Here is a 24,216-nt window from a genome sequence, read left to right as displayed (position 1 = left end):
GTAATGACTATAAAAAGTGGTGCCCGTGCTTTTGCGCCTGCCGCGTCCGCGCGCGATGCGCCAATCGTGGATCGAGCCTTCGACCTGCTGCGCCTCCCCCCTCGCCACCGCCTGCGTGACGCGGCGATAGTCCCACCACGGCACCGCGCCCGACGCGAGGATCGTGAAGACGCCGATCGCCATGATCGGATAGCTGTTCCAGCCCGGTTTTCCGAACCCCCATTTCATCACCGCGCCGACGAGGATCAGCGCCAGCCCGATCAGCGGAAACTGCCAGTCGATGCTGTCGTTCGCGATGTCGTAGACGGTGGTGTAGCTCATATCGCCGCGCGCTCCCCTTCCGGCATCGCGGTCAGTCCTTCAGGTAACGCTCGCCGCACGCCGCCATCGCGTCGACCGGTGGCCCCCACCGCACCGCCTGGGCCAGCGCCCGCATCGCGATCTCGCCGATATGATTGTCATCCTCCGCAGGATAGACCTCGTTGTTCGACAATTGTTCGAGCTGGCCGTTGAGCTTCACCCACGTCGCGGCGCGGGGATCGGGCGCGATCTCGCTTTGCGCGAAGATCTGAAGCAGCACGGTCGACAGCACATAGCATTGGGTGCGCGTGTCGCGCGTATCGGGCGGCAGGCCCTTGAACGTGCCCGCCTGTGTCTCCGGGAACGCCTTGGCGCAGGGGGCAGCGTAGCTTCCGGCATTCTTGTCGGCGGCGAGCTTGTCCTGCAATCCCTTGTCCTGTGTACCGATACTCTCGATCTTGCTGACGACCTTGGCCGGGTCGCCGAGGTCGCCGTCCGTCGCGGCGAGCAGCGCGAAATGCAGCGCGTGGCTCGCGTCGTCGAGCGGGACGGAACCCTTCCCGACCTTTTCCTGCGTCAGCGCCAGAGTGGCGCCATAGCAGAGCCCCGCGCTTTCCGTCCGGTCGGCGGGGAGCTGAACGTCGGGCGCGCCGCCGCAGCCGGAGAGGATCAGGCTCACGCAGGCTGCCGCGCCAAACATTCTACCCCGGTTCAGATTCAACTCGCCCCGCATTGCGATTTCTCCCGTCAAGTCGCGCGTCATCCCGATGGACAATCCGTTTGCGCCCAAGAGACAATGGACGGTCGGTCCCCGCATGTCGCGGACCATAAGGAACCGGGCATGGGATTATTCGGTACTGGACGGCTGATCGTGTGGCGGCACTGGGTGGTCCACCCCGATCCCGATTCGAGAAGCTCCCTCTCTCAAGGCGGACAGGCAAACCGAGACGGCCCACTGTTCGGCTGCTGAAGCTGTGGCGCCGGGGCAGCTAAAGCTGTGGAATCGCGCGCGCGGCGCGCGATGGGGATCTGGAGCCAGCCGCATCCATCGCTCCCTTCGCCGGCCTCTCAGTGTCCCTGGCGTGCCACACGGATTTTCAGCGGCAAGGAGTTGCGTCGGGATAAGCTTCGCTAAGCCAATGGGGCCGCCGGCTTTTGCTTCTCCCTTCGAGAAGCGCCGGCCCCATTTGCCAAGCTGCGCTAACCCTCCCGTGCCTCTTGCCGCCAAGAAATCCGCGCGTCCCTTGGGACCCTGCGAGGACGGCTCCGGGTGCGATGGAAGCGGGCCGGCTCTGCGCTCCATGTCCCTGTCGAAAAGGGATCGGCCGCACGAGCGGCCGATGCGTTTTCGTTCCTTTTCTGGGGCCGCTGGTCGCGGCCCTTTTCTTGCTCGGACCCACCAGGCACGATGGGTTTGTGTCAAGAAATCAATAGTATAGAGACTATTTCGACTATCCTGTAAAAGTATAGATGCCGCTGATCGAGATGCGACCGGTGGCGCACTGTGAAATCGCACGACCGGATGGAGTAACACCATGACGAAGGGAACGACTGCGCGCCGTGCGCGCAGCGGTGGAAACGCGCGCGACCTTTACGCCGATGTCACCGCCAAGATCGTCGCCGCACTGGAGCAAGGCCGCTTCCCTTGGGTGCAGCCTTGGGACGCCGCCCCGACCATGCCCCGCAACGCCGTGACCGGACGCCGCTATTCCGGCATCAACATCCTCCTGCTTTGGTCGGCGGCGATGGAACGCGGCTATCCCGTGTCGGGCTGGTTGACCTTCCGCCAAGCCTTGGGCGCAGGCGGTAATGTCAAAAAGGGCGAAAAGGGAACGCTCGTTGTCTATGCCGACCGCTTCGTTCCCGATGGCGAGAAGGTCCGCGCCGCCGAGAGCGGCGAGGAACCCAACGCTATCCCGTTCCTCAAATGCTTTTCCGTTTTTAATGTCGCGCAATGCGAAGGCTTGCCCGAGAAGATCGCGGGCGATCCCGCGCCGCGTCCGCTGCCCGAGGTCATCCCCGAGGCCGAGGCGCTGATTGCCGCGACCGGCGCCGATTTTCGGATCGGTGGCAACGACGCCTTCTATGTCCCGGCGCAAGATTATGTGCAGGTGCCGCCGCTCGCCGCGTTCCGCAACGCCAACGATTTTTACGATACCGCCTTTCACGAACTTTCGCACTGGACGGGCGGCGCGAAGCGGCTCGGCCGCGAAATGAAGGGCGGTTTCGGCTCGCCCGAATATGCGCGCGAGGAATTGATCGCGGAAATATCTTCCGCCTTCATCGGCGCGACCTTGGGCTTGGTGCCGACCGTCCGGCACGCGGACTATCTCGGCTATTGGCTCGACATTTTGCGCGAGGACAAGCGCGCCATTTTCCGCGCAACCGCCCAAGCGACCAGAGCCGCCGACTATATCCTCGCCTTCCGCGAGGGCGAAGAACGGAGGGAAGCGGCATGATCCTCCTGACCCCCGAGCTTCACGCTGCCTTGCGCGCGAACGACGCCGCCGCCCATCTTGAAAATTTCGACCCCGTTCCGGTGGTCAAATTCTTCAATCCAGTGGGCGCGGCCACTTGGCTGGCGACCGAACTGGCCGAGGATGGCGACACGCTGCGCGGCCTTGCCGACTTGGGTTTCGGCTGTCCCGAAGAAGGCAGTTTCAGCCTGTCCGAACTGGCCAGCGTTCGCTTGCCGTTCGGCCTCGGTATCGAGCGCGACATTCATTTCCAGACCGGCCACCCGCTTTCGACATGGGCGGGATGGGCGCGCCGTACCGGGTCGATCAGCACCGCTGAAACCCTGCTTCGCCGCCTCGCGCGCGCGGTGAACGATGACGAGATTCCGCCGATGGGCGGATAACGCGCGGCGCGTTTTCGCCGCTGACTAAGCCGGTCCGCCCACTCGCAAAAATCGACGGACCGGCGCTCATAGGAGCAGACCAATGAAACTCCAATTTATCGACCTTGGCAAGCTGTCGATCAGCAAAGCCAATATGCGCTACGCGAAAAAGGCGCCGGATGTGTCCGACATATTGCCGACCGTCCGCAAGCGCGGCGTTCTCGTGCCGCTGATCGTCCGGCCGAATTGCAGCCCCGACGCGTATGAGATCGTCGCGGGCGCGCGCCGCTTCACCGCCGCGAAGATCGTCGCGGAGGAAAGCGTTGCCAGCGGCATCGAAATCGACCCGTTGCCGTGCGCCATTCTCGAGGATGGCGACGACGCCGCCGCCATCGAGGCATCGTTGATCGAGAACATCAAGCGGCTCGACCCCGACGAGGTGACGCGATGGGAAAGCTTCACCCGGCTCGTCAAGGAAGGCCGCGACATCGAGGATATTGCCGCGACCTTCGGTATGCCCGAATTGATGGTGCGCCGTATCCTCGCGCTCGGCAATCTCATTCCCCGCATCCGGGGTCTGTTCCGCAAGGGCAAAATCGACCGCACCACCGTCCGCCATCTGACCTTGGCAACGAAGGGGCAGCAGAAGGCATGGCTGGCGCTGCTCGACGACCCCCAGCAATGGGCACCGACTGGCCGCCAGCTTAAGGATTGGCTGTTCGGCGGTGCGTGCATCCCGGTCAAGAACGCGCTGTTCGACACCGAAGGCATGAAGGGTATCACTCTCGACCTGTTCGAGCAGGATAGCTATTTCGCGGATGCCGAAGCCTTCTGGACCGCGCAGAACGCGGCGATCGACGAGCGCCGCGACGCCTATCTGGACAACGGATGGAGCGATGTGGTCATCATTCCGCCGAGCGAATATTTCCACGCCTACGAATATGTTAGGATGCCCAAGACGAAGGGCGGTCGCGTCTATGTCGATGTTCGCGCCAATGGCGAGGTCGAATTTCGCGAAGGCTATGTGACCGATAAGGAAGCGAAGCGGATCGCCAAGGGCGAAGTGGTCGACATCGGTCCGAAGGTGCCGCGCCCCGAGGTGACGGGGACGATGCAGAACTATATCGACCTGCACCGTCATGCCGCCGTGCGCGCGGCGCTGACCGGCCATCCCAAGGTCGCGCTACGCTTGATGGTCGCCCATGCCATCGTCGGCTCGCCGCTCTGGACCGTGCGGGTCGAGGGTCAGGCCGCCCGCAATGACGCGGTGCGGGAATCGGTCGAAACCTGCAAGGGCGAAACCGACTTCGACGCGAAGCGCCGCGCCGTTCTCGACCTGCTCAACTACTCGCCCGAGGAACCGACCGTGACCGGCAGCAACGGCGATCCGTCCGGCCTCGTCGGGCTGTTCTTCGCCCTGCTCGGCCTCACAGATCGCGCCGTCATGCAGGTGATTGCCGTCGTCATGGGCGAAACGCTTGCCGTCGGCAGCGCTGCCGTCGAAGCGGTCGGCGGCGAAATCGGTGTCGATATGGCTCGCTACTGGCAAGCTGACGACGCCTTTTTCGAGGGGCTGCGCGACAAGATGGTGCTGACCCGCATCATCACCGAGGTCGCGGGCGAACCCGTCGCGACCGCCAACGCGGGCGAAAAGACCAAGACCTTGAAGCAGATCGTTCGCGATCACATCGGCGGCGCGAACGGGCGCGCCAAGGTCGATAGCTGGGTGCCGAAATGGATGGCGTTCCCGCCCGCCGCCTACACGGATCGTGGCGGTGTCGGTACCGTTACGGCGGCCGAACTGGTCGCAGCGGTGCGGGCCGGGAGCGAGCCTGATCCCACCAGCCCCGGCGCGGTCGTCGCACTGCCCGCACCGAAAGAGTCCGAGCCGCAGCCCGAACCGCTCGCGGCTTGACCCTCACAGGGATGGCGGCGCGTCCGCCATCCCTCCTTTTTGATGGAGGGCATCATGGCTCCTGAACGTCCCAATTATGTGCTGGAACAGCAATACCCGCACCCCGAGGTGCGCGGCACGCTCTGGTCGCCTTACGGCACCTATCGTTCGTTCGACCGTGCGATGGAAAAGGCGGCGCTGCTGAACAGGCCGTGCCGGATCGTGCAATGTCTTGTCGTCTGGAGGTCGTATTCGATCCGTTAGAGCGACAGTTTTACTCCAATATTCTGCCGCGCGGCGCTTCGCAGCCGCGCGGCTTTTTCTTGTGCGCTCAAGACAAAATTTGACGTTCTTCTATCTGTTACCTACCCCGGTCCCGAACAGATCAAGGGAGACGATCATGGCCGACGAGCAGAACGAAACCTTGCTTACGCTGACCGCCGACATTGTCGCGGCGCACGTCTCGAACAACAATGTCGCGCTCGCCGACCTGGCGACGATGATCGAGCGGGTTCACGGCGCCCTGGCCGCACTTGGCGGCGAACCCGCCGAAGCCGAACCCGAACTGAAACCCGCCGTCTCGGTGCGCGCATCGGTGAAGGCGGACCACCTCGTTTGCCTTGAGGATGGCAAGAAAATGAAGATGCTGAGGCGGCATCTTGCTACCGATCATGGGCTTACCCCTGACGAATATCGCGCCAAATGGGGCCTGCCCGCGTCTTATCCAATGGTCGCATCCGACTATTCCGAGCGCCGACGCGTGCTCGCCAAAGAGATCGGCCTCGGGACGAAAGGAGGCCGAAAAGCCTCGGTCACGAAGGCAAAAACGGCGCCCGCCGCGACCGCGCCAACGCGGCGCAGACGCTCCCCGAAAGCTCCCGTTGCCTAACGTGCATCGTGCCGGATCACCGTTTTGGTGCTGCCGCAAAGCGCACATTCGTCCCTCTTGCGCTCGAACCCGCGCACCCCGCCAAGAGCGCGGGTGACGACATTGACTTGGGCGGGAACCGACAGATTGAGCCGATCGGTCACGCAGCCATCGCACACCGCAGCGCCGTCCAGCCGAACGATCAGCCGTTCTATCTGCCCCGCAATCGTCGTTCCGCCATTTCTCACATCGCGGCCATAGTCCCGGTTCGGCGCGAGCGAAAGCCTGTCCGGATGGGGTGGCTGGGAGGATGAAAGCGCGAACGGCAAGATAAAAATAGTGTCTCGCGTTACCGCGATTCACTATTAAGCCTTTGTCTGCACATCGTTTTTTCAGGAAGGTTGCGAGACACGCGGCTAAGCCGCGAGACAAGGCCGTCATGAATGGCGGTTATCTGCGGCTTTCGGCCGCAAATCGCGAGACTCCTTGCCTCGCCGCGCCGACGCGCCATGTCTGACAGCGGGGAGCGTCATTCCAGACCGGAAGGACGCCATATGCGCGACGATGATTTTGTGCCGCGCCTGGGCCGCATAGGCCGAGGCCAAGATGCGCGCTATCTGAACAAGGTCGTGAAGGCGGCCAAGCGCGCCGGCATGAAAACCGGCAAGCGCGGCGGCTTCGACGGCAGCCGGATCGGCCGCGGCGCTAGCGTCGCGCGCGTCCTGCGCTCGCGCGACCGGCTTGGGGCGTTCCGCTCGCGCCGCGTCATCGTCAAGATGCGCCCCGTCAAGCTGGCCGGACAAGGTATGGGCGGCGCCCGCGCTCACCTCAGCTATATCCAGCGCGACGGCGTGACCCGCGAGGGCCAGCCCGGCGAGCTATATTCAGCCGACAAAGACGTGGCGGACGGCAAGGCGTTCCTCGAACGGTCGTCGGGCGACCGACACCAGTTCCGGTTCATCGTGTCAGCCGAGGACGCGGACCAGTATCAGGACTTGAAGCCGTTTGTGCGCCTGCTGATGACGCAGATGGAGCAGGATCTAGGAACGAAACTCGACTGGGTGGCGGTCGATCATTTCAACACCGGCCACCCGCATACCCACGTCGTGCTGCGCGGCAAGAATGATCGCGGCGACGACCTGGTGATTGCGCGCGAATATATTTCGCACGGACTTCGCGAACGCGCCATCGACATAGTGAACCTCGATCTTGGTCCGCGCACCGACCTCGAGATTGCGGAGCGGCTTCGCGGCGACGTGAACGAGGAACGGCTGACCGTCATCGACCGGCAGCTGATCCGCGACATGGACACGGGCCGATTGGTCAGCGCGAGCGACGCCGATCCCTTTCAGCAGTCGCTTCGCATCGGCCGCTTGCAGAAGCTCGGACGCATGGCCCTCGCTTCGCATATCGGCGGCGATAGCTGGCGGCTCGAACCCGACCTCGCGAACACGCTGCGCCGGATCGGTGAACGCGGCGACATTATCCGCACCATGCAGCGCGAATTGACCGCGCGGAATCTGGAACGCGCGTCCGCCGATCGCGTCATATACGATCCGGCGGCCGAAGGAGCGCCGCCGATCGTCGGCCGCGTCGTCATGCGCGGCCTCGCCGACGAGCATAGCGACCGGCATTATCTGTTGATCGACGGCATCGACGGTCGCACCCACTATGCCGAGATCGGCAAGGGCGAAGCAGTCGAGCCTATTCCGAAAGACGCCATCGTCCAGATCGCGCCGCGCAGCGCCGGTGTGCGCCCCGCAGATCGCACCATAGTCGAGGTCGCCGCCGCCAATGGCGGGCGCTATACGGTGGACGCGCATTTGCAGCACGATCCGACCGCCAGCGAACGCTTTGCCGAAACGCATGTCCGCAGGCTTGAAGCGATGCGCCGGGTTACGCGGGGCATCGAGCGCGAACCTGACGGAAGCTGGATCATCACGCCCGATCATCTGGGCAAGGTGGAAAAGTTCGAGGCCCGTCAGCTTCGCGACCGGCCTGTCACCGTCGAAACGCTGTCGGCCGTGCCGCTCGACAAGCTGCCCGAGGTGGACGCCGCGACCTGGCTCGACCGCGAGTTGGTCGCCGATGCGCCAGCGCCGGTGCGCGATGCCGGGTTCGGGCGTGAGGTCCGCGCCGCGCAGGCCGCGCGGCGGCAATGGCTGATCGCCGAGCAGCTTGCCAAGGAGCAGGACGGGCAGACCATCTATCGCCGGGACATGCTCGCCACGCTCCAGCGGCGGGAGCTGTTGCGCGTCGCTGGTCAGCTATCGGATGAGGTCGGCAAGCCCTTTGCCGAAGCAAAGCCGCACGAGCCGATTCAGGGCCGTCTGGTCCGCGCTGTCGATATGACGAGCGGACGCCATGCGCTTGTCGAGCGGTCGCGCGATTTCACGCTGGTTCCGTGGCGTCCGGTGATGGAGCGGCAAATCGGCAAGAATGTGTCGGGCATAATGCGCGAGGGCGGCATAAGCTGGACATTCGGACGGCAGCGCAGCGGGCCGAATATTTCGTGACCCAATCTGGCCGTGACCTGACTGGCAACTTTCAGACCCCTAAGGGCGAGAGGCGGACGCTCGTTTAACGGCTGCCGACACCGCTAAGATCCAGATTTAGCCCTTTAGATCACTCCGCCCGCTTTTCAAACGCAAGCGCTCGTCCATTTCAGACTCAGACATGTGCAACGCAACAGCCGGGACTGGACGCGAGGTTCAGTTGCGCCAATCGGTTCGGACGGCGTTGTAGGTTGCTCGGTGTCTAAGACCCGCGAATCCATAAGCTGCCTCGCAACCTTGCGCAGCGAGGCTTCGCCGCCCGAAAAAGCTGTGCAGGTCTTCATGTCGGTTTTGCTGAGATAGGACTGCGGCTCTGACTAAGTCGAACAACTGTCTAACGAAGTGAACCACGGTCAATAAGAAACGGCAGCTAATCGGTTTTACGAGCGAGTGCAGCCCCGCTATGACTACTGCGCGCAGGTGGTCGGCGCATGGGGAATCGCAGTGAACGAGAGGGGGGGCAAGGCTACGCTGCTCGCGCATGCGCGCACGACTGCTCGCTCGCTTGTCAAGCGGGCGAGCACGCCGCAAGCCCGCGTCGAAATCTGCCTCGACCTGCTTGCCGACATCGGTGAGCCCAGCCTGGACGTCTTCCGCCGCGCGCTGCGGGCACTCCCAGTCGACGAGCGCCACTACTGGGTCGGGACTCTCTACACACTGCTGCTGCCGACCAAGGTCCGCCGATCGCAGGCCACCTACTTCACGCCTCCGGCCGTCGCCGACGCGGTGGTGGACCTCGCGATCGAGGCGGGCTTCGACATCCAGACGGACACCGTGCTCGATCCGGCGGCGGGTGGCGCCGCCTTCCTGTCAACTCTCGCCGGCCGCATGGCCATCGCCGGGCTGAACCCGAACGAGGTGGCATATCGCCTCAACGGCATCGAGATTGACACCGGCCTCGCCACCCTTTCCGGACGCCTGATTGCGGAGCGCCTGGGCTCGCCCCTCCACCGCGAGGTGATCATCAACGGCGATGCGCTGCAGGTCACGATCCCGGCATCGTATGGACTGGTGATCGCGAACCCGCCCTATGGCCGCGTCGGCCTCGACCAGGTGAGCGGCATGGGCTGGCGAAAGGTCGCGCACGGTGGGCATGTCAACAAGTACGCGCTCTTCGCTGAGCTGTGCTTCCGGCACGCCAAGCCCGGCGGGATCGTCGCACTGGTCATTCCGTCGAGCTTCCGCGCCGGCCCGCTGTATGACCGGATGCGCGCTTTCATCCGTTCGCAGGCAGAAGTCATCGCGGTCGGCTCGATCCCGGGCCGCGACGGCGTCTTCATCGACGTGGCGCAGGACATCAGCGTGCTGATCGCCCGAAAGGGCAAGTCGCACGACGCGACGGCGACCGTCCGCTTCCCTGTGGTCGGCGCGGTGCCGTCGGCCGCCCCGGTCACCGAGCAGACGCTACCGTCGGAGGCGGGTGACGCCTGGCCCTTGCCTGCCATCGATCCGACTCTAGTCGGCGGTTCAACGCTGGCTGACTACGGCGTGACGGCGCGCGCCGGATACTTCGTGTGGAACCGGGAGAAAGGCCGCCTCGTCGCCAAGCTCCGCCGACGTCAGCGCGGATACCCGCTCATCTGGGCCAAGAACGTGCGGCCCGGCACCACGTGCCTGCCGTACGGAAAGAAGAACGCGGGCACCGACTTCGTCACCTTTACCGAGGACAGCACCGCCATCGTCACCAGCGCCGCCGCAGTCATGCAGCGCACGACCAACGACAAGCAGCCCCGGCGGCTGGTCGCGGCAATGGTAGACCCGTCGGTCAAGTCGAAGTGGGGCGGCTTCGTCAGCGAGAACCACACCATTGTGTTGACCGCAGACGATCCCGAAATGCTGGACCTAGCGGTCAAGCTCCTCAACACCGCTGCGGTCGATCAACGCTACCGCCGGGTGTCGGGCACCGCCGCGGTGTCGGTGACGCTTCTGCGACAACTCGACCTTCCATCCCCGGCGGCATTCGCCGACGCGCTCGAGGAAGCTGACGGGGATTGCGAAGCCGCGGCCAGCGCCGCATACCGGCACGTGCCGGAAACGAGCGACGCCTGATGTCCCGGGACCGGCCATTCCAGAAGCCGCCGAATATGGGCCTGGACGACCGCGCCGAGCAGCGTCGGGCCACACTCGACAAGCGCCAGGCCCTGCTGTTGAAGATGGCGAAGGTGAGCGCCGCGCGCGCTCAATCGGCGAGTGCAGCACCGACGAAGCCAGCCGTCCCCGCGCGCAAACCGCGGGACATTGAGCGATACATGGCAGCGCTCGCCGCCCAACCGTTCCATCAGCTGGGACTGAGCGAGGTGGCCGCCGTCACACCCGCTTACGAACGTCTCGTCCGGTCGGCCGCCGAGGTAGCGTCGGACGGCTCGGTGCAGGTGGTGATGCCGTGGCCGCCGGTGCGAATTTCCCCGTCCGCCATCGCCGGACTGTTGACGATCGCGGCGGTCGGCAGCGCCGACACGGAGCGGCTAGTGTCGAAGGGCGCGAGCGAGACAGTGCGACGCCGGTCGGACGAGGTCCGCGCGGTCGTCTTCCCCTATGCGCGCAGCACCCATGCCCAGGCCCGACAGGTGCAGGTGGACCGCCATGAGCTTGGCGCGGCCAACTTCGAGCACGTCAAGCGTTACATGAACGGTGGCGGCGATGCGGCGAAGGACTTCCACCAGGTCCTGGGCCGGGTGCGCAACCTGACCGGGCGCGCATCGGACGGTCGCGACTATGCCGAGTTCGAGCACCCCATCCTTGATGAGATCGTCCCCCACGCGACGCCGCGCGGCGAACGGGCGGCAAACAGCACGCTCCTATGGCGGACGCGGTCGAAGACAGACATCGGCAAGCAGAGTCGCTCGAACGAGGCAGACGACCCTGACAAGGCGGACTTCTTCCTCTACACGCTGCGCGCCGGCGAGCGAATCGGCGTGGACCTCCGCGCAATCAAGCGCAGCCCCGACCTCCTGATCCTCGACCTGACGCGGAACGCCCGCAGCAGGCTCGGATGGAATTGGGTCGAGAAGGCCGTCGAGATGGTGGCCTGCTTGCGTGACGTCCATCCCTCCACCGGCATCATGGCCATCGCCGACGACCCGTGGACCTACCGGACAGCCCGGTTCGACATCCTCGGCACGCGCCGACCTGGAAAGAACGGCAAACAGGTCCCGGCGCCAGGGCACGTGGCCTATTCCCAGACCTCGGACATCGTTCAGCCGATCTCAACAGTAGCGGCGGCGTTCGAGGGCGGCGACCGGATCGAGGCCGACGGGTTTTTCGGCGACACGGCGCACGGGATAGAGGCGGTCCGCCGCCTTGCGAATAGCCTTTCGGACAGGGGCGATCTGAAGGGGGCCGAGACGGCGCGAAACCTCATGGCAACCATCCGACGGACGGCTTCTTTGCCTGGATCCCTCGCTGAGCTGGGCCGCTTCATGGAACGGGAAACCTCGACGGCGGCGGCCAACGATCTGATGTCCGTCTACCGGGCGGGCGCCGATCTCGCCACGCTCGCCGATTCCCGCGCCCTGGCAAGCCAGGTGGACGCCGACGATGGGACGCTCGGCAAGGCACGGGAAATCATGCGGGCCTTCGACGCGGCGACCCCGATGACGACGCTGTTCGATGCGGTCTTGACTCCGGCGGCGCGGTCGAGCTCGAAATCGGTATTTGTCTTCCGGTCGGACCTGGTCGCAGAGTTCGCTGCGGACCGCCTGCGTGTCGCAGAGCCGAAGCTGGCGGCGCGCATCGATTCTGAGTTCGTCCGGTTCGGCGGGGAGCGTGTGCTCAGGACGGTCGCCGACCTGCCGCCCGGCGCACGGAACCAGTTCAAACGGGTGGTTATTGTCGCGCCGACGCGGACCGCCATCCTGACCACGCTCAGCCAGCCATGGCTGCCCGAGCAGGTGACCGTGCTGGCGGACGCTGATACGCTGGCATTCGCCGCCCGAGATGCCGAGCGGCTCGGGGCCGAGATCGGGATCGCGCCGCTGGCCGTCCGGCTCCGCAGCTTCGCGGCGAAGGCGAACGCCAGGGTCGAGGAGATCGGCCGTCACGTCGTCCGCTTCGAGATGCCCACCGACGACATCGAGTTCCCGAACGGCACCGTGGTCGACCTCAGCGGGGGCGGTCGCGGCGAACGCAACCTCGTCGAAATCGAACTCAAGAACAAGCAGCGCATCATCGCGCGTCGAAGCACCGAGATCGTGCTGCGTGACGACGGCGCTACCACCACTTCATTCGTGGAGCGTCCCGCCTCGGCGGTGAAGCCCGGCGACGAGGTCTGCGTGATCGGCCACAGCTTCGTCGAGCGGGCGCGCACGCTGGTGAACATCCAGGCCACCGCTTCAGAGGAGATCCGCGACTATCACGAGCTGGTGGCCGAAAGGTTCGCGGCGATCCCGCAGCCGTCGATCCAGGCGAAATTGCGGACGCTCGTCGCGCGGATGGGCGACCGGTCGGTCACAACCGAGCGGGCGCGCTACTGGATCGACCTAGCCGACGAGCTCGAAAAGCCTCTGCACGACGTGGTCCCACACGCGCCGAGCGATCGCGAGACGTTCATGCGATTCACCGGAGCCCTCGGGATTGGCGAGGGCATAGCGAGCAACTTCTGGCGCTGGGCAGTGGTCGCGCAGCGCTCGCACCGGCTGCGCTACGGCAATGTCTTTCACGACGCGTTTCGGGGCATCCTCACCGATCCGCACGCCGCGATGGCGAGCAACCGCGACCGCACCGATCAAATACGATTGCTGCGGTCGATGGCCGAGGAGCACGTGGCCGTTGTCGACAATGTCAGGAGCTTCAGGGGATGATGAAGGGTAAGTCGAACAGCGAGCTTTCTAAGATCGACGTCGAGCTGAAGGAGGCGGTCTGCGACGCGCTGGTGAACGCGCTGGTCGGACGCGTCGCCGGTGGCGACGATCGCGGACGCTATCTGCTCGGCAGCTCGCCGAGGCGAGGCATCTTCGCGGGACAGCTCCTGCCGCGGTTCGACACCTCCGGCCAGGCAGACGAGACGACCGACATCCGGGTCGCCGCCATCGGCGTCGACCTGATCACGGTCGCCGGGTCCGGCGCGACGATGCGCGTCACGCCGCGGTTCTCGGTATACGTCAGGGTCATCCCGGAATGGACCGACCTGATCGCGGGCGGTGGCGAGCTCGACTTCGACTTCCGGCTGCGCGCGAACATTCAGCAGCAGATCGACGACGTGATCCGGACCGAGCGCATGCCCGCCCTCCAGGCCGCCGGCGTGGACAAGCCCGACTGGAAGGGCATGGACGAGGCGAAGCGATCAAAGGTGCGGGCGACCCGTGCGCAGATCCTGGCCGAGGTCCGGCGGAAGGCCTATGCCGCACACGGCATCAAGCTGCTGACGGAGGACGTCGACACGGACGAGACCGTGCAGCCGTCGGAGGACGTCGCCGACACCGACCAGAACACCCCCGAGGACGCGAAGCCGCCACTTCCGCCGATCGCCCGGCTCGTCCGCGACCGCCGCGAACTGCCGCTCGGGCTCGTTGATCCTGCGCCCATACCCGGAAAGTGGACGCGGCTCGATCTGGATCTGCCGACACTGGAGTTCAAGTGCGACGCGGCGGATTCAGAACTGGCCTCGACCATCGATACCTACAATCGGTCGCTAGGCGACGCGGTCGCCACCCAGCTAGAGGCGTGGGTGACCGGCCCGGGCGCGACTATCGCCTGGCGCGACGCTTCCGTGCAGCCGGGGGAGACGCTGAGCGAGGAGAAGTGGCGGACTGCGGTCGCGGCGCTGTCGGCACGTCCTGTCGACCGCAACCGCCTCATCCCGGACCTGTCCCGCGTCGTCGTAAAGGTCGAGCTTCAGACCGACTTCCTCGACGCCAGTGCGATCTCGATGCGCATCATGCTCGACAATCAGTCGCCCGAGCCAACCCCAACCGACGCGCGGGACCGCTGCAACACGGTGTTCAACGCCGGCCTGACGATCGAGATCCCGGCCGACGCCCACCGCCAGCTGCGGCTGGACCGGGTGGAGCCGTCCTATCGCTTCCGCGAGCACTTGGAATATCCGGCCATCGGTCTCAACTGCGGTGTCGAGGCGCAGATCGAAGGGAGCAACCTGCGGCTGCGCACGACATGCGCGCCGCGCTTCGCGCAGCCGAGGATCGTCGCGCGCAACCTTGACCTCCCCTTCCAGTTCGTCGTCCTAAAGGATCCGTCGTTCGACGCTTCCAGGCTGCTCGAGCTGCCGCGAGAGTATCTGGCCTGGATCGATCGTCAGGAGGCGCAGCTCACGGGCACCGTCACCGCGGGTCTCGAACCGGCGGATGCCGCGATCGAGACGGCCCGGCTGCGGAAGGACATCGCGGCCCAGCGGGCGGAGGCGCGATACATAGAGCGCGGTGTCGAGCTGCTGATCGCATCGAAGAAGGCCGCCGACGCACTCTCCGCCGGTGAAGGCGGCGACCGGCACGGGCTCGAGCGACGTGCGGCGCCGTGGCGGGCATGGACCATGACCAACGAGGCTTTCGCGCTGCGCGACGCGTTCGACCCGAGCCGCGGATGGCGCCTCTTCCAGATGGCGTTCGTGCTCGCCCACGTGCCGGTCTTCGCTTCGCGGATGGATGAATGGCGCGAGGCGCACGATCCACTGCTCGACGAGGACGGTGTTAGCCTGCTCTACTTCCCCACCGGTGGCGGGAAGTCTGAGGCGTTCTACGGGACGCTGCTGTTCGCGATGTTCCTGGACCGCCTCCGCGGCAAGGACCGCGGGATCACCGCCATGATCCGCTACCCGCTCCGGCTCCTCACGCTCCAGCAGGCGCAGCGTTTGCTGAAGCTGGTCGTCAGGGCGGAGCTCGTGCGCAAGCAGCACGGCGTCGGCGCTTGGCCGTTCGAGATGGGCTTCTGGGTCGGCAGCCAGAACACACCCAACCACTACGGCGCGTTCAAGTCGGACATCCCGCTGACGAGCGACCACGACCATCTCGACGACAGCGCCCTCGACGGCGAGACCGGCGACGACCAAGAGCGCGACCGCGGCCGGCGTTACGTCGACGCGCGCGAGGCGTTCGACAAGATCCCGGAATGTCCGGTCTGCGGGGAGAACACCGGTCTCAGGCGCGACGAATCCGACGGTCAGTTCGGCAAGCGCGCCGCGATCCTCTGCTTCAACAATGCCTGCGAATGGAACAAAGCGCACGGCGGCCGTCACCCGCTACCCTTCCTGCTCACCGACGACGCCGTCTACGCGCGGGCTCCGTCGATCGTGCTCGGCACCGTCGACAAGCTGGCAATGCTCGGACAGAACACCAGCACCATCAGCAAGGTGCTGGGAATGTTCGGTCTCGCGCGGCGCATCGACCACCGCGGCAACCTCGACAATCCGCGTAGCGAGTCCGACCTCAAGCGAGATCCCGCCGCCGACCGCTGCTCCAACGTCTATCCCGCCTACCACACCGGACAGCATGTCTTCCACGATCCCTTCCCGTCCCTGTTAATTCAGGACGAGGCGCATCTCCTCGAGGAGAGCCTCGGCACCTTCAGCGGCCTCTTCGACACCCTGCTCGACACGACGTTCGAGGACATCGCCGACATGGCCGGAGACGCGCTCGGCGTGGCCAGGCGCTGGACTGGCGACGGCTGGGGGGCGGCGCGCATGCCGAAGATCATTGCCGCGACCGCCACGATCTCGACCCCCGAGCGCCAGCTGGAGACACTCTACCAGCGCATTCCGCTCCGGTTCCCCTATCCGGGTCCGGACCTTTACCACTCCTTCTTCGCAGCTCCCGCAGATTCGCCCGCCGAAAACGGCGACCGCGTCGCGTTCGCCGCTTCGCTACCGTTCGCGCAGGCACCGGAGGCGACTGCGCCGTGGATGCGCCTCTACGTCTCGTTGATGACGAACGATGCGACGCACACCGTGACGACCGTCGGCGTGCTCGCCGCCTTCCACGGCATCATCACATCGCTTTGGGACGGAATGCTCGACGAGGGAAAGCGTCCGCAGACGATCGCGACAATCCGCGCGGCTGTCTCGGCGGGGCGCGCCGGCGACTGGCACCGCGGGGCCATCGACCGTGCCGTTGGGCAGGGCCGCGAGGCCGACATCATGGCGCTGATCGACCTGCACCGGATCGCCCTTGCATACGTGACCAACAAAAAGGGCGGCGACCAGGTGATCGACGCCCTCAGCGCGGCAGTTGAGCAGGAGCACCGGCGCATCGGTCGCGCCCACGCCCCGTTCGAAAGCCGGCTGATCTCGGGTGGGATCGACATGAAGGAGATTCAGGCGGTGATGGAGGCTGCCGACCGGTCGTTCGCGTGTGCCGATTACCCCGACGTCGCCCACACGGTCCGCAACATCGTGGCGACGTCGGCGATTAGCCACGGCGTGGACGTCGACCGGTTCAACAGCATGTTCTTCGCCGGTCTGCCGTCCGACATCGCGGAATACATCCAGGCATCCAGCCGCGTCGGCCGCACGCACGTGGGTTTCGTCATGCTGCTCCCCACTCCGCAGAGCAGGCGTGACCGGTACGTGGTCGAGACCCACGACATCTTCCACCGCTTCCTCGAGCGCATGATCGCGCCGCCGGCGGTCGAGCGCTGGGCGGAGAATGCGATCAAGCGGACCATGGCGTCCTATGTGCAGGCTTGGGCTATGCTGCGCGAGGCGCGCGACTTCATCGCCAAGGACGACGCCCGTAAGTACGAGGTCCCGCACATGGACCAAGTCAGCCGCCTCGCGGCGCTGGAAAAGCGCGACCACCTCGGCTTCACCAAGGAACTGATCTCGTTCATGCTGCGCGCGAGCGGCTTTGCCGGCAAGGGCACGTCGAATCTCGGGTCGCCGCACTACGAGGAGTTTTACCGGGGCCTGGTCGACAACCAGGTCGAGCGGTTCGCGCGGCACATCTCGAGCCTCGCGACGATCTCAAGTCTGCGCGACTATTGGACCGACGTGCCGGTGTTTAAGCCGCCGATGACGTCGCTGCGGGACGTCGACGAGGCCGGCTACATCGTCGCGGCGATGCGCGATCCGCGGGCCCGCGGCAGATCCGCGGACGTCGACCGGCGGGACATCGCGAAGGTGATGAAGGCGATCAGGACCCAGCGCGGCAGCGCCTCGGAACTCGACGCGGACGGGGGCAGCGATGACTGAGAAGGCTGGAAAAGACTGGCGCAACACTCCGGCGCGGCGACCTTCGTCGATCGGCGCCGCACGGACCGACCCCGATCCGCTAGAACCGCCGACGATGTCGCGCTCGCGTGTGCAGATCGCGGGCTCCTACGCGCCCGGCGTGCTGATGACGTGGGAGGGCGGCAAGGGCATATGCCGCTCGGTTCCGTTGCCAAACGAGGCGAAGGATCTCAAGCCGACCACGATCGACCTGATCTTCGAGAACCTGAACGACGCGGTGACCAACTGGCGCGACCGGGTAATGAAGGTGCTGCCTGACGCCCTGCCCGAACTCGTCCTCGACACGCCGTTCCGGGATTCAAAGTCGGGCGAGGCGCGCGTGCAGCGGGTCGATTTCCAGATGACGAGCCCGGACAAGGTCGGATACGTCCCTTATCCGCTCCTCTACCGGTGCGGCATCTGCGGCTCGACGCGCGAGTTCGACAGCGTCGCCGACCAGGCGAGGCAGCCGCTGCCGAGGAAGTGTAACGGCCACGAGGCCCGTTGGACGCAGGTCGACGTTGTTTACGCCCACTGGTCCGGCGACATCGAGCCGCTCAGCCCTTTCAACTACAACTTCGATCCGCAGACCGGCACCGCCCGGCAGATCAAAATGTGCACCTGCGGATCGTCGAGCTTCAAGCTGCGGAATGCGGCCCCAGTGTTCTCGGAATGGCGATACGTCTGCGAGGGCTGCGGCGAGACCCGGGCGCTCAAGAAGGCGAACCCCGACACGCTCGAGCGCCTGCAGATGCAGCAGAACGACGGCGGCCGGCAGTTCCAGTGGATCGAGGTCAATATGCTCCCGGTATCGTACCGGGCGAACTCGACCTTCTACGTCCAGAGGACCAGCTTCATCGTGTTCGAGGACAGCGCGGTCGTCGAGCTCATGACGCCGAAGCGGGGCGATGGCCTGGTCGCCAAGCTGGCGCAGATACACGAGATACCGTTCGCCGAGCCTTCGGAGGACGAGATCCGCAAGGGCGTTGAGTCCGACCTGACGCGTGTGGACGAGTGGGACGAATACGAGACCTACATGCGCATGGCGGAGAAGGCGGAGTCCTCCGGCCGGGCCGACGCCGCAAGGCGGCACCGCGAGGCGGCGACCGCCTTGCGAGAGGCATGGTTCGCCGACGGCATCGCCGAACGCGGCCAACTCGGCAGCTCCGCCGTCCTGCAGGCAATCGCCGTGCGCGAGGACTGGACCCGCCGCTACGACCCGATTCGCCTCACTGTGCAGCACGATGCGTTCGTGCGAGAGCACATCGATCAGGCAATGAAGCGGCACGCGGCGGTGGACGTGATAGACCCCGACGTCGCGCTGACTGATGTGGTGAACGACCCGACCCGGAAGGCGAAATACCAGCAGACCGTCGGTTCGCTGCTCAGGCATCTCGGCATGGAGCGCCTGGTCTTAATCCGCGGACTGCCAATCTGCGAATTCAGCTTCGGCTACACGCGCGTGTCGGCGACACCGATCTACCAGCGGGAGCACAACGGCCAGCGCGTCGATATGCCGGTCCGGCTTAAAGCCTTCGACCAGCTGCCGATCGCGGACAACAAGCGGCCGATATACGTCACGCAGCAGCTCAACGAGGCGCTATACTTCCGTCTCGACGAGGCGCGGGTCCTGCGCTGGCTGGAGGCCAATCAGATCGTCGACGCACCGGCCGACCATGTCGGGCGGGCGTATCTCGAGCGCTACGCCGACTTCGGCCCCTTCCTCGAGAAGTTCAAGGACCGTGAGGGGCAAGGCGGCTACCCGCGCACGCTGCCCGCCTACGTCTACCTCCTGCTGCACACGCTCTCGCACCAAATGATGCATTCGCTCGCCGACACCTCCGGCGTCGACCGGGACGGGATCGGCGAGCACATATTCCCCGCCGACCTGTCGTTCGTGATCTACCGCAAGGGGATGACGCCGGACCTCGGCAACATCTCGGCGATGTGGCGCAACTACGCCGAGGCGTTCCTCAAGCGCGCGCTCGACCCAAGGAACCTGCGCTGCGGATCGGGCAGCCTCTGCGACTCGCGCGGCGGCGCCTGCCCGGCATGCGTCATGGTATCCGAGGTGAGTTGCATCGCCTCTAACCTGCTGCTCTCTCGCTCGGTCCTAAAGGGGGGCAAAGGCCCCGAGTGGGAACCCCGGACCGCGCCGAACCTCGTCGGCTACTTCGATCCCGGCATCGCCTGATGCCCGGAGAGATCCTCGTCTCGCCGAAGGCCACGGCGCGCCTCGTTGTGACCATGCCGCCCGAGCCAAGCCGGCTCGCCAGCGCGCTTGCCGCGGACATTGGAAGCGAATACGTCGCGCTCACCCGAACGACGGACGCATTCCAGCACGTCGCCGGTCTCGCGCGCCAGCGCTTTACCATCATGATCCCCTACATCGACCGGGTCGGCGCGGCTTGGGCGGCCGACCTCTTCGAGGCGACAATCGCGACCGAACGCATCCTGGTGCTCCGCGACGCGACGCAGCTCCTCGCATGCGGCGCCGAGGGGAAGCGGATCGACTCAATCGCGACGCGCATCATCGACTACGGCGGCACCGATAGCGCGAACGAGACGTTCCACGCAAAGATCGTCCTAGCCGACGGCGTCGCCGCCTATGTGGGCTCGGCGAACCTGTTGAGGCGATCGAAGTCGACCAACCTGGAGTGCGGGATGTTGGTAGAAGGCCCGGCGGTCGCGGCTGTAAAGGTCCTGCTCGACGCCGTGATTTCAATGGCAAACAGTTGACGTGCCCTTTGAGATGAAAACCTACGGCTGCGGCGATGGAACGCGCGGGTCAGGGTGGTCGATCGCGCAGCGCTACCTGCTCCTGCGTTCCTCGAGGTTAATCGTTGGCATCCTAGTGCGTCTCGATGCCATTCACCGGACACGTAACTGACGCGATGCTCGGCGCGCGGCTCGGCTGTAGCGCAACGATTCACTGCGATGGGTTGAGCGTCTGCTTTTGATCACACCTGAAGTCACAGTGGATGGCTGGTTTCGGGCGCGAAGCCGACAAAGCCTCTGGCCGCTCAGCTGCTACTGAGTGCGCACGCGGCGACCGAGCATGAACCGAGCATCCTAGCGTCACTGTCTCGCGTCGGCTGATCGGTGCGATTTACCGGGTCTGGACACTTCCGTCCTCCCGGAGCGAACTCTTGACCCCCACCAAGCTGTTGATCGGCCAAATCCTTATCGTGTTCGCGATCGTCATTGCGGGCATCTGGGCCGCGACGCAATGGTGTGCGGCGCAGCTCGGCTATCAATCGCAGCTAGGACCCGCCTGGTTCATGGCTGGAGACACGCCCGTCTATCGGCCGTGGTCCATCTTCCCGTGGTGGTATCACTACGACGCCTATGCGCCGCACATATTCGACAAGGCGGGGATGCTCGCTGGCGCGAGCGGCTTCCTCGGCTGCGCCGCCGCCATCGCCGGGTCGCTATGGCGCGCGCGCCAGTCGCGCCAGGTTACCACCTATGGCTCCGCTCGATGGGCGACGCCGCGTGAGATCGACAAGGCCGGCCTGTTCCAAGACGCGGGCGTATTTCTGGGGCGCAAGCGCGGACGCTATCTTCGCCACGACGGCCCGGAGCATGTCATGGCCTTCGCCCCGACCCGCAGCGGCAAGGGCGTCGGGCTCGTCATCCCGACGCTGCTGAGCTGGACCGGTTCGGCGGTCATCCACGATATCAAGGGCGAGAACTGGCAGCTTACCGCGGGCTGGCGCGCGCGCTTCAGCAACGTCCTGTTGTTCAATCCGACCGACTCCGCTTCCGCCAAATATAACCCTCTGCGGGAGGTCCGGCGGGGCGTGAACGAGGTTCGCGACGTTCAGAATATCGCGGACATTCTCGTCGACCCCGAAGGGGCGCTCGAAAGAAGGTCGCACTGGGAAAAAACCAGCCATTCGCTTCTCGTCGGCGCGATCCTTCATGTTCTCTACGCCGAAGAGGATAAGACACTCGCGCGCGTCGCAACCTTCCTGTCCGATCCGCAGCGCCCGTTCGTGACGACGCTGCGCCGGATGATGACCACCAATCACCTCGGCACCAAGGAGGCGCCGCAGGTTCATCCCGTCGTCGCATCGGCCGCGCGTGAGGTGTTGAACAAGAGCGAGAACGAACGCTCGGGCGTCCTCTCCACAGCGATGAGCTTCCTCGGCCTCTATCGCGACCCGACCGTCGCGGAGGTCACGTCGCGTTGCGACTGGCGGATCGCGGATTTGGTCGAAGCCGACCATCCCGTATCGCTCTATCTGGTCATTCCGCCGTCGGACATTTCGCGGACCAAGCCACTGGTCCGTCTGGTGCTCAACCAGATCGGCCGTCGCCTGACCGAGAAGCTGGATGCCGACCGGATGCAGGAGCGCAAGCATCAACTCCTGATGATGCTCGACGAATTTCCGGCGCTGGGCCGTCTGGATTTCTTCGAGACGAGCCTCGCCTTCATGGCCGGCTACGGGATCAGGGTCTATCTGATCGCCCAAAGCCTCAATCAGGTCGATAAAGCCTACGGCGAGCATAATTCGATCCTCGATAACTGCCACGTCCGCGTCGTTTTCTCGACCAATGACGAGCGGACGGCGAAGAGGGTTTCCGATGCTCTCGGCGTCGCGACCGAGCAGCGCGCCATGCGGAACTATGCGGGCCATCGGCTCGCCCCCTGGCTCGCGCACGTCATGGTCAGCCGGCAGGAGACGGCGCGCCCGCTGCTGACCCAAGGCGAGGTCATGCAGCTTCCGCCCGCTGACGAGCTGGTTCTTGTGTCGGGCATGGCCCCGATCCGGGCGAAGAAACTGCAATATTACAAGGACGCCAATTTCCGCGCGCGGCTCGTCCCGCCGCCCGCGCTTGCCATTGGCGATTACCCCGACCGCCCCAAGGGCCGCCCCGACGACTGGACCGGGATGGTTCGCGCAACCGATATCCGGCTCACGGCGATCGACGAGGAAGCCAGCGTGGCCGAGGACGGCGGCTTGCAACAACAGCGTCACCCCGGCCTCGGCGAAGAATCGGCAAAGAAGGCGGAGCCGCTCAAACAGCTCGATCTTCTCGGCCTCGACAACGACGACGCCAACCCTGTCGTCGACAAGCACGCAATGGATCGCGCCGGCACGACCGGCACGCTGATCCGCGCCCACACCATCAATCAGGGTCGCGATAGCGACACGCTTCCGAGTTTCTGACGATGGCGTCGATCAAACCCAAGCGCGTCCGCTACCAACTATTCTTGCCGGAGGATTTGAGCCACCGCTTTGAGGCGCTGGCTTCCGCTCCCGGCGCGTCGAAATCGGCGATCCTGACCGACGCGCTGACAGCCTGGCTTAACCGGCAGGCCGCGAGCGAATTGGAAAATCGATTCAATCAGCGGCTCGATCGCATGTCGATGGCGCTCGGGCGCATCGAGCGCGACGGCCATATCCTGCTCGAAAGCCTCGCCCTGTTCGTCCGCTACGAACTGATGGTGCAGGCACCCTTGCCCGAAGCCGACGAGGCGGCGCGCGCGATTGGCCGCGACCGCTTCGAGGCGTTCGTTACCCGCGTTGGCGAAGCCCTCGCCAGCGGCCAGCGCACCCTTGCGGCACCCCCGAAAGACAATGGAGGCTCACGATGAGCGAGGCACTTTCATCCGATCGCCGCCGCGCGATGCTCCGCACCGCAATGGGCCCGGGCATCGCCGCGGCACTGTCCGACCCCGCCGTTATCGAGATCATGGTGAACCCCGACGGGGTGTTGCGGCTCGACAAATTGGGCGAAGGCCGGACCGACACCGGCACGCGCTATGACCCGGCACAGATCGAGCGCATCATTCGCCTGGTCGCGAGCCATGCGCGCACCGAAGCCCATGCGGCGGCCCCGATCATTTCGGCCGAGTTGCCCCCACACGGTGAAGGCGCGGGCGAAAGGTTCGAAGGCGTCTTGCCGCCGGTCAGTCTCGCGCCCTGTTTCTCGATCCGAAAGCCCGCCGCGCGCATCTATACGCTGCTCGACTATGTGAAGGACGGCATCATGCCCGCCGACACGGCGCGGCTCTTGTCGATGGCGGTTGTCGAGCGCCGGAATATCCTCGTCGCGGGCGGCACGTCATCGGGCAAGACGACGCTCGCCAATGCGCTGCTTGCCGAAATGGCCGGCCTCGACGAGCGCGTTATCCTCATCGAGGACACGCGCGAGCTGCAATGCGCGACGTCCGATGTGGTCGCGCTTCGCACCCGCGCGATCGGCCCGAGCGGAACCGGCGCGGTCACGATGGCCGATCTTGTGCGATCGACGCTCCGTCTTCGCCCCGACCGCATCGTCGTCGGCGAAGTGCGCGGCCGCGAAGCGCTCGACATGCTCAAGGCATGGAACACCGGGCATCCGGGCGGCATCGCGACCGTCCACGCGAACAGCGCGACGGCGGCGCTCTATCGGCTCGAACAGCTTGTTCAGGAAAGCGTCGTCACCGTCCCGCGCCGGCTGATTGCCGAGGCCATCGACAGGATCGTGTTCATTTCCGGGCGCGGCCTCGCGAGGCGCGTCGAGACGATAGCGCGCGTCGCCGGCCTCGACGCGCAGGGCGGTTACGCCGTCCTCGACCTCACCTCCGATTCCACCGCATTTGAAGGAGAATGA

16 protein-coding genes are annotated in these 24,216 nt (G+C 65.4%); 14 read left to right on the top strand and 2 right to left on the bottom strand.

Annotated features, from left to right (window positions below; all coding sequences use genetic code 11):
• Positions 1-352: 352 nt before the first annotated feature.
• Positions 353-979 (bottom strand): hypothetical protein, encoded by a 627-nt coding sequence (locus ACVENA_RS08725; RefSeq protein WP_449328468.1) that lies wholly within the window; start codon positions 977-979, stop codon positions 353-355.
• An 856-nt stretch (positions 980-1,835) separates the two neighbouring features.
• Between ACVENA_RS08725 and ACVENA_RS08720 the strand changes: the two genes are divergently transcribed.
• From ACVENA_RS08720 to ACVENA_RS08700, 5 genes are all read left to right on the top strand, one after another.
• Positions 1,836-2,759 carry an ArdC family protein gene (locus tag ACVENA_RS08720; protein ID WP_449328467.1) on the top strand — a complete coding sequence of 308 codons (924 nt, stop codon included), beginning with the start codon at positions 1,836-1,838 and terminating at the stop codon, positions 2,757-2,759.
• Positions 2,756-3,160, top strand: coding sequence for a DUF2958 domain-containing protein (locus tag ACVENA_RS08715; RefSeq protein ID WP_449328466.1), 405 nt, complete (start codon positions 2,756-2,758; stop codon positions 3,158-3,160). Before ACVENA_RS08720 ends, ACVENA_RS08715 begins: the two co-directional genes overlap by 4 nt.
• An 82-nt stretch (positions 3,161-3,242) precedes the next feature.
• Entirely contained in the window at positions 3,243-5,054 is a 1,812-nt protein-coding gene (locus tag ACVENA_RS08710; protein WP_449328465.1) for a ParB/RepB/Spo0J family partition protein, read from the top strand.
• Positions 5,055-5,108: 54 nt separating this feature from the next.
• Positions 5,109-5,297 carry a hypothetical protein gene (locus ACVENA_RS08705; RefSeq protein ID WP_449328464.1) on the top strand — a complete coding sequence of 63 codons (189 nt, stop codon included), beginning with the start codon at positions 5,109-5,111 and terminating at the stop codon, positions 5,295-5,297.
• Between the two features lie 136 nt (positions 5,298-5,433).
• The gene (locus tag ACVENA_RS08700; protein WP_449328463.1) at positions 5,434-5,922 is read left to right on the top strand and encodes a MucR family transcriptional regulator; all 489 of its coding nucleotides are present in this window, start codon (positions 5,434-5,436) and stop codon (positions 5,920-5,922) included.
• Here the strand turns inward: ACVENA_RS08700 and ACVENA_RS08695 are convergent.
• Entirely contained in the window at positions 5,919-6,230 is a 312-nt protein-coding gene (locus ACVENA_RS08695) for a hypothetical protein (RefSeq protein WP_449328462.1), read from the bottom strand. The two genes, ACVENA_RS08700 and ACVENA_RS08695, sit on opposite strands and share 4 nt — an antisense overlap.
• A 225-nt stretch (positions 6,231-6,455) precedes the next feature.
• Here ACVENA_RS08695 and rlxS point away from each other — a divergent pair, with 225 nt between their 5' ends.
• From rlxS to trbB, 9 genes are all read left to right on the top strand, one after another.
• Positions 6,456-8,417, top strand: a complete 1,962-nt coding sequence (gene rlxS / locus ACVENA_RS08690; RefSeq protein ID WP_449328461.1) for a relaxase/mobilization nuclease RlxS — start codon at positions 6,456-6,458, stop codon at positions 8,415-8,417.
• A gap of 429 nt (positions 8,418-8,846) precedes the next feature.
• Complete coding sequence (locus ACVENA_RS08685; protein ID WP_449328460.1) at positions 8,847-10,505, top strand: N-6 DNA methylase; 1,659 nt, start codon at positions 8,847-8,849, stop codon at positions 10,503-10,505.
• Positions 10,506-10,540: 35 nt separating this feature from the next.
• Positions 10,541-13,255 carry a hypothetical protein gene (locus ACVENA_RS08680; RefSeq protein WP_449328459.1) on the top strand — a complete coding sequence of 905 codons (2,715 nt, stop codon included), beginning with the start codon at positions 10,541-10,543 and terminating at the stop codon, positions 13,253-13,255.
• The gene (locus tag ACVENA_RS08675) at positions 13,252-17,592 is read left to right on the top strand and encodes a DEAD/DEAH box helicase family protein (RefSeq protein WP_449328458.1); all 4,341 of its coding nucleotides are present in this window, start codon (positions 13,252-13,254) and stop codon (positions 17,590-17,592) included. Before ACVENA_RS08680 ends, ACVENA_RS08675 begins: the two co-directional genes overlap by 4 nt.
• Positions 17,585-19,804: a hypothetical protein gene (locus ACVENA_RS08670; protein WP_449328457.1), complete on the top strand. Its 2,220-nt coding sequence runs from the start codon at positions 17,585-17,587 to the stop codon at positions 19,802-19,804. Before ACVENA_RS08675 ends, ACVENA_RS08670 begins: the two co-directional genes overlap by 8 nt.
• Positions 19,804-20,349: a phospholipase D-like domain-containing protein gene (locus ACVENA_RS08665; RefSeq protein WP_449328456.1), complete on the top strand. Its 546-nt coding sequence runs from the start codon at positions 19,804-19,806 to the stop codon at positions 20,347-20,349. The genes ACVENA_RS08670 and ACVENA_RS08665 overlap by 1 nt, the downstream gene beginning before the upstream one ends.
• Positions 20,350-20,759: 410 nt before the next feature.
• Positions 20,760-22,787 (top strand): conjugal transfer protein TraG, encoded by a 2,028-nt coding sequence (locus tag ACVENA_RS08660; RefSeq protein ID WP_449328455.1) that lies wholly within the window; start codon positions 20,760-20,762, stop codon positions 22,785-22,787.
• Positions 22,788-22,843: 56 nt separating this feature from the next.
• Complete coding sequence (locus tag ACVENA_RS08655) at positions 22,844-23,215, top strand: CopG family transcriptional regulator (protein ID WP_449328454.1); 372 nt, start codon at positions 22,844-22,846, stop codon at positions 23,213-23,215.
• Entirely contained in the window at positions 23,212-24,216 is a 1,005-nt protein-coding gene (gene trbB / locus ACVENA_RS08650) for a P-type conjugative transfer ATPase TrbB (RefSeq protein ID WP_449328453.1), read from the top strand. The genes ACVENA_RS08655 and trbB overlap by 4 nt, the downstream gene beginning before the upstream one ends.

This window comes from Sphingopyxis sp. 550A, assembly GCF_053569535.1.
Note: the sequence above shows the minus strand (reverse complement) of the source record. Positions and strands in the feature narration are given on the sequence as shown.

What these genes read in the sequence shown, in the direction of transcription:
- ACVENA_RS08675 (WP_449328458.1), top strand. Translation starts at nt 13,252, where the DNA reads ATGATGAAGGGTAAGTCGAACAGCGAGCTTTCTAAGATCGACGTCGAG.
- ACVENA_RS08715 (WP_449328466.1), top strand. Translation starts at nt 2,756, where the DNA reads ATGATCCTCCTGACCCCCGAGCTTCACGCTGCCTTGCGCGCGAACGAC.
- ACVENA_RS08665 (WP_449328456.1), top strand. Translation starts at nt 19,804, where the DNA reads ATGCCCGGAGAGATCCTCGTCTCGCCGAAGGCCACGGCGCGCCTCGTT.
- ACVENA_RS08700 (WP_449328463.1), top strand. Translation starts at nt 5,434, where the DNA reads ATGGCCGACGAGCAGAACGAAACCTTGCTTACGCTGACCGCCGACATT.
- trbB (WP_449328453.1), top strand. Translation starts at nt 23,212, where the DNA reads ATGAGCGAGGCACTTTCATCCGATCGCCGCCGCGCGATGCTCCGCACC.
- ACVENA_RS08680 (WP_449328459.1), top strand. Translation starts at nt 10,541, where the DNA reads ATGGGCCTGGACGACCGCGCCGAGCAGCGTCGGGCCACACTCGACAAG.
- ACVENA_RS08720 (WP_449328467.1), top strand. Translation starts at nt 1,836, where the DNA reads ATGACGAAGGGAACGACTGCGCGCCGTGCGCGCAGCGGTGGAAACGCG.
- ACVENA_RS08670 (WP_449328457.1), top strand. Translation starts at nt 17,585, where the DNA reads ATGACTGAGAAGGCTGGAAAAGACTGGCGCAACACTCCGGCGCGGCGA.
- rlxS (WP_449328461.1), top strand. Translation starts at nt 6,456, where the DNA reads ATGCGCGACGATGATTTTGTGCCGCGCCTGGGCCGCATAGGCCGAGGC.
- ACVENA_RS08710 (WP_449328465.1), top strand. Translation starts at nt 3,243, where the DNA reads ATGAAACTCCAATTTATCGACCTTGGCAAGCTGTCGATCAGCAAAGCC.
- ACVENA_RS08705 (WP_449328464.1), top strand. Translation starts at nt 5,109, where the DNA reads ATGGCTCCTGAACGTCCCAATTATGTGCTGGAACAGCAATACCCGCAC.